Annotated in this window: 7 protein-coding genes; 2 read left to right on the top strand and 5 right to left on the bottom strand. The window is 43.9% G+C overall.

What is annotated here, in order from left to right:
* The first annotated feature begins 185 nt into the window (after positions 1-185).
* Entirely contained in the window at positions 186-500 is a 315-nt protein-coding gene (locus JGK22_RS31320) for a hypothetical protein (protein ID WP_293186771.1), read from the top strand.
* Positions 501-597: 97 nt separating this feature from the next.
* Complete coding sequence (thiL, locus tag JGK22_RS31315) at positions 598-1725, top strand: thiamine-phosphate kinase (RefSeq protein WP_293186772.1); 1128 nt, start codon at positions 598-600, stop codon at positions 1723-1725.
* Between the two features lie 69 nt (positions 1726-1794).
* Here the strand turns inward: thiL and JGK22_RS31310 are convergent, their stop codons facing one another.
* The 5 genes from JGK22_RS31310 to JGK22_RS31290 form a co-directional block, all read right to left on the bottom strand.
* The gene (locus JGK22_RS31310) at positions 1795-3270 is read right to left on the bottom strand and encodes a hypothetical protein (protein WP_293186773.1); all 1476 of its coding nucleotides are present in this window, start codon (positions 3268-3270) and stop codon (positions 1795-1797) included.
* Complete coding sequence (locus JGK22_RS31305; RefSeq protein ID WP_293186774.1) at positions 3257-3610, bottom strand: hypothetical protein; 354 nt, start codon at positions 3608-3610, stop codon at positions 3257-3259. The genes JGK22_RS31310 and JGK22_RS31305 overlap by 14 nt, the downstream gene beginning before the upstream one ends.
* A gap of 98 nt (positions 3611-3708) precedes the next feature.
* Entirely contained in the window at positions 3709-4545 is an 837-nt protein-coding gene (locus JGK22_RS31300; RefSeq protein WP_293198498.1) for an Rpn family recombination-promoting nuclease/putative transposase, read from the bottom strand.
* A gap of 269 nt (positions 4546-4814) precedes the next feature.
* Positions 4815-7892 carry a CHAT domain-containing tetratricopeptide repeat protein gene (locus JGK22_RS31295; protein WP_293314441.1) on the bottom strand — a complete coding sequence of 1026 codons (3078 nt, stop codon included), beginning with the start codon at positions 7890-7892 and terminating at the stop codon, positions 4815-4817.
* A gap of 320 nt (positions 7893-8212) precedes the next feature.
* Positions 8213-9460 (bottom strand): tetratricopeptide repeat protein (locus JGK22_RS31290; RefSeq protein WP_293314439.1); only part of this gene is annotated, 1248 nt, incomplete at its 5' end.

Raw genomic sequence — 9460 nt, 5'->3', positions numbered from 1 at the left:
CTAACAAAGACCGCCTCCGCGGGCTGGAAGAAAGACAAACAAAGACGGCGATTTAAATCGCTTCTACACTAACAAAGACCGCCTCCGCGGGCTGGAAGAGTTAATCAGATTAGTTGAAATTTAATTAACATCATTCTTTTGATATACTGAGATTCGTTATTCCAACTAGCAATTATAACGCTTTTATGGCAATTTTAGAATTTTTATTGGTAATTGGTTTGGGCGGATTCGCAGGCTTGTTGATTGTCAACAATCTGAATGAAAGCAAGCAAAAGCGACAGTTGGATGAGGCTTTTTATCAGTTGTTGGAAACTCAAAACAGTCAGATGTCGCTGATTCAATTGGCTGCTAGCGCGAGAGTTGAGGCTGAAGTTGCTCAGCAGTATTTAAACCGACAAGTTAAGATTTTTTCGGCGATTTTAGAGGTGGATGATGAAGGGGATACTTTTTATCGGTTTCCGAGGTTGCGCTTGCCGCCGAGTTCTGGTAAGGAATGGTAAAGCAGTTGACAGTTGATAGTTGACAGTTGACAGTTGACAGTTGTCAGTGGTTAGTTGTCAGTTTCCTAATAATATTTAGTGGCTTTTAACTAATTTAATGCTGATTAAAGATATCGGAGAACAAGGTCTTTTAAGAATATTACAAAAATTCTGTCCCGCCGAAATTGTGGGTGATGATTGCGCTGTACTTCCGACAAATCCTCACCAATCTCTGGCGGTGACGACGGATATGTTGGTGGATGGAGTGCATTTTAGCGATCGCACCACCAGCCCTTATGACGCAGGATGGCGCGCCGCAGCCGCGAATTTGTCGGATCTGGCTGCGATGGGTGCAAAGCCTCTGGCGGTGACTGTAGCCCTGGCTGTGACGGCGGATACGGCTGTGCTGTGGGTGGAGGAGTTTTATCGGGGGATGACGGCTTGTTTGGAAGTGTATCATACGCCGATCGCGGGTGGGGATGTTGTGCGATCGTCTGTGGTGACAATTTCGATTACTGCTTTTGGGGAGGTTGAGTGCGATCGTACCATTCGTCGGTCAAATGCGCGATCGGAGAATTGGGCGATTGTGGCTACGGGTGTGCACGGGGCTTCTCGCGCGGGATTGGAGTTGTTGTTGAATCCTGAATTTGGGCTAAATCTGGAAAAGGGCGATCGAACTTCTTTAATTCTCGCTCATCAGCGGCCTAAACCGAGGTTGGATGTTTTGCCGATGCTTTGGGAGATATTGGGTTGTGAAGGTGAGATAGAACCCCCCCTCAGTCCCCCCCTTGGTAAGGGGGGGAAGCAAGATTTGAATTCTCCCCCCCTTAGCAAGGTAGGCGTTAATTCTCCCCCCCTTACCAAGGGGGGGCCGGGGGGGGTTAATTCCCCAATTGCGATCGCCGGAATGGACAGTAGCGACGGTTTAGCGGATGCAATTATTCAGGTTTGTCGGGCTAGCGGTGTTGGTGCAAAAGTCGATCGCACGAAAATACCAATTCCCCCTAGTTTAAGCGAAATCGTATCCGCTGAAAAGGCTCTGGATTGGGCGTTGTACGGTGGTGAAGATTTTGAGTTGGTGCTATTTTTGCCGATCGCAAATGCTGAGTTATTAGTAGAAAAAATCGGAAATGGAGCCGCGATTATCGGCATGACTACCGATAGCACAGATATTTGGTTGACTGATAGCAGTGGTATTTATGGTGATATTAGATTGGAGAGCGATCGGGGATTTCAACACTTCTGAATCATATCTGATCTTAGTCCGCGTAGGCGGACATCGTTTGTGTAGACGCGGTTTCTAACCGCCGGGTTTCTAACCGCCTGGTTCATGATTCGACACTTCTTCCACCTCCCGCAAGATATCATTAACTGGTTGACTTTGGGAATTGGGTAATTGTGCAACAGATTTACGCCCAAACAATCTCAATCTACCATTAATTTTCCACGCACCATTAATCCAACCCATCAATCCAGAAACCAGGATGACAGCCAGGAGACTCCACAACAGACTAGCTAGGGCCGGATGAATGCGATCGCCATTTTGAGGTATTCTGAACACTATGTCTCTCTCTACATAATTCGCAACCGCAGACACCACAATGCCTCCAGCGCCTAATCCAGTACCGAGTATTTCAATTTTTCTTTCTAGGGAGCGATCGCATTCTGCTTGTTCAATATCGACAATTCCTCCCACCAACTCCACCGCAATCTTAATCAAATCAGTGCCATGTTTGAAATAGCCTAAATCGCCCTTAATTTGTTCTTGAAAATACGGACAAGTTCTATCAATGAAAAACTTGAACGTTGTCAAATCATCAGTTGGTATCTGCAATTTATCACTAATTTGCAACAACTTTTCTTGATAGTTGTAAACATGAATATTAATCGTGTTATTAAAATCTTCTAAATATTCCAAAGCTCTTTCATAATTCAAGCTTTCTCGAAGTAACTCTTTTAGTTTGGTTTTTAGATACTTTAACGATTCATCTATATTAATACTTTGCCTCGAATCAACTCCAGTTGACAATTCAATCCGACTTACCTCGGTGATTTTTGCTTCTAGCTTTTCGATTGTTTGCTCAATCTCTAAATATCGTTCCTTAAGTAGATCGTAATTTCTGCGACTATCAATAAAAGCTTTGGTGATTTTATGGCGGTGATAAAACAGTTCAAACAAAGGTTGAACAATCTTCCCTAATTTTCCCTCAATGTCATCATCAACCAGATAAACAAATACCTGTACTTGACTTTTGGGAGAACTATACTCAAACATCGGAGAATCGAATAACTTAGTATCACGGTAAAAAGGTGGACGCACAGACTCTTCTGGGAAAAGATGTTTTAAACATTCATCTGCAACTTTGCGAAAGTCATTGTCACTTGGCTGTTGATAAGTTTTTGATTTATAGGTAATCAAAATGGTTTGTCCTAGCCAATTTTCATGACTATCAGCAACCAAAAGATTATTAACATTGAATTGTGTTAATGCTGCGACTTCTAAGTCTTTGTTTTCGTCAGTTTCTGGGCTGCCAATTCTCGCTAAGATACCTTCACTATCATCGATGCGACAAAATCTTAAGGAACCATCGATTTGATTTGAATGCTCTAATTTGTTGGGTTTAGTGAGGGGATAACTGAGGTTTGCTTGAGAAAAAACTTTGGTTTTGTCCAGACTGAAATATTGCCAGATACTATTTGCCCAAGTCCAGATTGAGTCAACATCAGTTTTACTTTTGCTGCTGAGTTGGTAGCTGTAGATATAGACTTGGGGATGGTCAATTTTTAGCATCTGGTGCGGGGGGAATTGAGGGTGGTTGAATGCGTTGTTTTAAGTTTGCTTCTAGCTTTTTGATATCAGGATAGTTATTGGTGAGTGTTTCATAGCCCGGTGTGACTTCCGGTTCTGCATCATCAAGATTTTTGCGAGTCAGATTGGCAATCTGCTCTGCTACTTCGGGAAAATTTTGATAGACTTTATTAATAGCTTCTTTAACTGCTTTATCAGTAGCATCAGACTCAGCTATCGGCAAAACAGTCTTGAGTAATTCTTCAATAAATGGCGGAGTCAGAATCTCTGGGGCTTTGGTAATCGCGTTATAGATTTCCGACAAAATCAGGGTTTTCATCATAAGTTTACCTCAAAAATGGATGTACAATGTCAAGTGCTGTAGGAGCGGGTTTTACCAAAAACCAATAATCTCGTAAACCCGCCCCCGCCAAACTTTGATTAATTCTGTTCAGATTGTTCTTGTTGAGCTTCGGTGATAATCGCTGCTACTTCAGCTATCGGCAAGTCAAAGAATAGAGCAATTTGTTCTGTAGCTAATCCCACATTAAACATTCTGAGGATTGCAGCTTTTTCTCGCTGTTTAGCAGCTTGCAATTCAGCTTGTGCTTCAGCTTGTACTTCTTCAAGAATCTCTTGATAAACTCTGGTTTTCTTTAAGTCACTGAGGTTCAACATGGCGGCAATTTCCTCTCTGGATTTTTGGGGTAACTTGTAAAAAATGATGGTTTCTAGCAAGTTTATGAAGCTCTCTCTGACTGCGATATTTGGTATTTCGGTTTCGGCTTGTCTGGCTAAATCTATAGCTAAATCCGAGGCCGTGTTTTCTGGTTCGATTACCAGTTTAAGTAATTTTATCGGTAGAGATGCTGTTTCTGGTTCGGTAAGTTCATTCAGGTAAATGCGGGTAATTTTTGGGAGTGCCAGCATTTCCTGAAAGTGGATGTCACTTTCTCTTTCTGTTTGCCGATTTGGGTAAATGACTACCAATTGCCAAGGGTGCGGCGGTTGGTACTGTTTGAGATAGATGAATAGTTCGGCAAATAGACGATAGTACAGATTTGGGTCTGGTTGAAATTGGACTTCCACAATGTAGAATGGTAGTTGAGAATCTGCGACAATTGGCAGAAACAAACCATCTAGGCGAAAGGCTAATTGTTTGACTTCTTGGGATGTGAATTGGTATTGGTTTGTAGCATCGGCAGGTATACCCAGCAGGGCAAAGAAAATAAACGGAAATTCTTGGAAGATGCTGTAAAATAGGCTGTCGGTTTTCATCGATCGAATTTAATCTTTCTTTGAATTATACCCTATTCATTCACGATCGTATCATAATCCCAAGTGCTGTAGGGGCGGGTTCGCCGAAATATTTGACACCCATCGATGGATTATAAAAACCCGCCCCCACCCCACCGAAATATTTAGATCGCAATTCTATTGTACAAATAGATTGTGCGTTATATCATAGCCGGGGCGGGTTTATGAAATCTTTGGTTTTTATCGGAGATTGTTGGTGAACCCGCCCCTACAATATTTGCACATTCACATTATAAACCTATAGCACAAAACGCTCCCCAATGATAAACATCGCCGTAGGGTTTTACAGTCGGTTTATAACGTCCCAGATATTCTGTAACACCTTCTTTTTGGTCTCCATCGAAACTCTCCGAACCTTCCACCCATTCTAGCAAATCTGAAGTAATAGCAGACTTAAACCAGCGCTGGGTATCATGGAGCGCTTGACCAATGCTAACTCCAGGTTGCAGTACCTCATAGAATTTTACCATCATCAAGGCAGTCGAGAGGTCATTGACAGCCCAAAGACTGGCCAAAGTTCCCATTGCTCCCGCGTAGAGAAATCCCGTCGGTAATCCAATATAATCCGATCGATTCTGTGTATCAATTAGCGCGGTTTCGCAGGCGGAAAGCACGACTAGGCGGCACTGTTTGAATCGCAGTCCGAAAATTTCAGCCAAAGTCAGGCATTTGTCAATATCCGCTGTTTTGCCTTCGCGCCATTCCACATAACGCTCAGATGCCCCTAAATCTTCGATGATACCCCCTGACAAAATCAAAAACGACTTCAGCGGCTCATCAGGATTAAACGAACCGTGACAGGAAAAATGCGCGCAATGAGCATTTTCTAACTGCTCTAAATACTGTTCCAAAAGATTAGTTTTACTCGCTTCCGAGCCCGGAAGAATTTGACTGATGGCGAATTTGGGGGCGATGCTGGCGACTTCCAAATCGGTGTAGGGAAGATCCGAGGTGGGGTTTTGCAGGGCCAGGAGTTGGTCAAAATTTGGGTGGATTGTAATCTGTTGCAGGAGTTGGCAACTGGGGCTGTATTGAATCCCTTGGGTGAATCTATCTAACAAGAATTCGTCGTCGGTTAGGGGTAGGGCGTGGAGGGGGAACAGGTGCAGCAACCAGTGGGGAATTAGGATTAAGCGCGTACTTTCTGAGGGCAGAATCGTGGTGATTTGGAGGATTTCGGCAAGACGCTGGAGATAGTCGGAGAGTTTGGTTTGCCAGTGGGTTTTGCTTTTTTTGTAGTCAGCCCGGTACTCATTAACTAAATCGATTAATTCATCGCATTGAGGATTGCGATGCACTGTCAGCACGTCGGGGTAAGTGATGACAAAGGTGATGATTTCTTTGTCGGTGATGTACCACTCAATTAGGGCGGTGTCTGGGGTGAGGAGTTGGGTAATTTCGGAGAAAGTAATGGGTTTTAGGACTTGGGGGGTTTCCTGTTTTTGGGCGATGACTTCGGCAAGGTTGCGGGCTTTGTTGGCTTCGGCATATAAGAGTGCTTCTTGGTTGTTTTGGCGATCGAGGCATACTTGCACCATGCCTCTGTAGAGTCTATCCCACTGCAAATCGTGTTTTTGCTTGGTTTCATCTCCCGATTCTAACTCTCGTAATTTGGAGGCTCCGGTTATGGCATTTTTAAAGGTATCGTAGGCACTTTGGAGAGTTGCTGCTTTTTGGTTTGTGTCTTCTGGTTTATCTCGGTCGATCCAGTCTAGTTTTGCCAGATAAGCCAAGCCCAGGTTATTTAAGGTTTCTACATTATTGATCGGGAAATCCTCAAGAGTGCTAACTGTTAAAGCAGCCTGATAAAATGTGATCGCCCTTTCCAGATTATTCGCCCGCGAAACGTTGATTCTATATAAGTAGGCATTTGCTAAGTTATTTTGAGTATTGGCCCAATATTCGGGGAAATTCTCAAAGGTACGAACTGTTAAAGCAGCGCTATAAAAGCTGATCGCCTGTTCCAGATTATCTGCCCGCGAACCGTTGATTCTGTTTCTGTAGGCTTCTCCTAGGTTATTTTGAGTATTGGCCCAATATTCAGGGAAATCCTCAAGGGTATAAACGGTTAAAGCAGCCTCATAAAATGCGATCGCCCTTTCCAGATTATCAGCCCGCGAACCGTTGATTCTGTCACTGTAGGCATTTGCTAAGTTATTTTGAGTCATTGCCCATTGTTCGGGGAAATTCTCAAAGGTACGAACTGTTAAAGCAGCGCTATAAAAGCCGATCGCCCTTTCCAGATTATCAGCCCGCGAACCGTTGATTCTGTCACTGTAGGCATTTGCTAAGTTATTTTGAGTCATTGCCCAATCTTCAGGGAAATCCTCAAGGGTATAAACTGTTAAAGCAGAGTCATAAAATGCGATCGCCCGTTCCAGATTATCCGCCCGCGAACCCTTGATTCTGCCACTGTAGGCAAGAGCTAGGTTATTTTGAGTCATTGCCCATTTTTCAGGGAAATCCTCAAGGGTACAAACTGTTAAAGCAGCGTTATAAAATGCGATCGCCCGTTCCAGATTATCCGCCCGCGAACCCTTGATTCTGCCACTGTAGGCAAGAGCTAGGTTATTTTGAGTCGTTGCCCATTTTTCAGGGAAATCCTCAAGGGTATAAACTGTTAAAGCAGAGTCATAAAATGCGATCGCCCGTTCCAGATTTTCCGCCCGCGAACCTTTGATTCTGTTTTTGTAGGCAATAGCTAGGTTATTTTGAGTTCCTGCCGAATTTTCGCTCCCCGGTTCTCGATTATTTAAAACTATTTGAAAACCAGTAATGGCAATTTCAATATTATTTGCTCTATTCCCAAGAGGAAACTTACTAATATGAGCACTTAAATGTTCAATGAGGCCGACAAGTGAGCTAATTGTTTCTGAGTTTTCGCCAGCAAGTAACTTCTTGGATACTTGCTGTAAAATCTCCGCAAAACTTGCATTGAGGAGATGTTGCCGTTGATCCAGCATCGGGTAAATTACTTTAATATCGCCCTTGCTATCTGCTTCTGCTTGCAATAATTCTAGGATAAACTTTGCATATTCTTGCAAATTTTCCCCTTCAGAGTTATTGCTATCTCCGTCATCGTTCATATCGATGAATTGCCCTAGCTGACTGGCCAGATTTCGGAGGAAATTCGCGCCATTTTCGCCTCCTTGTGCTGCCAACTTTGCCGCTACTGACTCGCAAGTTTCCAGAAATCCGCGATCCAATAATTCTGAGTTATCTTGTAATATCTGGGGTTCGTCTCCGTTAGGGCAATTCAGCAGGGTGTGAATTAATTGCTCGTAGGCTGCGATGCGGGTTTCTTCCATTGTGGGGAGTTGTGAATAATACCTATGTTTTATTTTATCATAGTTGGGGTTGGTTTGATGGGTGGCGAGAAACCGGGTTTTTACGAAGATATTCGATGCGAGGCGAAGATATCGGAAAAAACCCGGTTTCTGAGACTGTGGGTGGTGGCGAGAAACCGGGTTTTTACGAAGATATTCGATGCGAGGCGAAGATATCGGAAAAAACCCGGTTTCTGAGATTGTGCATGGTGGCGAGAAACCGGGTTTTTGCGAAGATATTCGATGCGAGGCGAAGACATCGGAAAAAACCCGGTTTCTGAGATTGTTAAAGCAGCCTCACTTTAGGCATTAGCCAGCTTCTTTTGAATCATTGCCCAATATTCAGGGAAATCCTCACGGGTATATACTGTTAAAGCTGCCTCATAAAACGATCGCGCTTTTGCGATATTTTCATCCCGCGAACCGTTGATTCTGTCATTATGGGCATTACCTAGGTTATATTGAATCATTGCCCAATCTTCAGGAAACTGTTCAGGGGTACGAACAGTTAAAGCAGCCTCAAAAAATGCGATCGCGCGATCGATATTTTCCGCCCGCGAATCGTTGATTCTGTTAGCGTAAGCAGCAGCTAGGTTATTTTGAGCCATAGCCCAGTCTTCCGGGAAAGCCTCAACGGTGTAGACTGTTAAAGCAGCGCCATAAAGGGCGATCGCCATTTCCACATTTTGGGCCCGCGAACCCTTTATTCTGGTAATATAGGCAGCAGCTAAGTTGTTTTGAGTTTGAGCAAACTTTTCGCTTCCCGGTTGCCGATTATTTAAAACAAGTTGATAAGCGGCAATGGCAATTTCAATATTATTCGCTCTATTTCCACCGGAAAAATTACTAATATTAATCGTCAAGTCTTCAACGAGGCTGACAATTGACTCAATAGTTTGTGCATTTTCGCCACCAAGTAACCTCTGCAATACTTGCTCTAAAATCTCAGAAAACCGAGCATTGAGGAGATGTTGTCGTTCGGCTAGCATCGGGTGAATTACTGCTGGATTGCTATTGCTACCATCTTCTGCTTGCAATAATTCTAGGATAAAGTTAGCATACTCTTGGGGGTTTTCACCTGCGGAGTTATCGCCATCGTTGATATCGATTAATTGTGCTAACTGGCCGATCAGATTTCGCAGGAAATCAGCGCCGTTTTGTCCTCCTTGCTGTGCCATTTTTTCGGCTACCAACTCGCAAGTTTCCAGAAATTCGACATCCAACAATTCTGAGTTATCTTGTAATATCTGGGGCTCTTGGCCGTTGGGGCAATTCAGCAGGGTGTGAATTAGTTCTAGGTAGGCTTGGGCGCGGTTTTCTTCCATTGTTGGGGAGTTGTGAATAATGTCGGGATTTATTTTATCATGGTTGGGGGTTTTGGGGGTTGTTGCAAAGATAAGACGGCGGTTGGAAACCGCGTCTACACAAACGATGTCCGCCTCCGCGGACTGAAGAAGATAACGTAATTTCACCGCCTTTTCTTCAACCCGCGGAGGCGGGTTTTGTCTGTGTAGACGCGGTTTCCAACCGCCGGGTTTCCAACCGCCGGG

Source organism: Microcoleus sp. PH2017_08_TRC_O_A (assembly GCF_020738665.1).
Classification (GTDB): Bacteria; Cyanobacteriota; Cyanobacteriia; order Cyanobacteriales; family Microcoleaceae; genus Microcoleus.
This window is presented reverse-complemented; position numbering and strand designations above follow the sequence as displayed.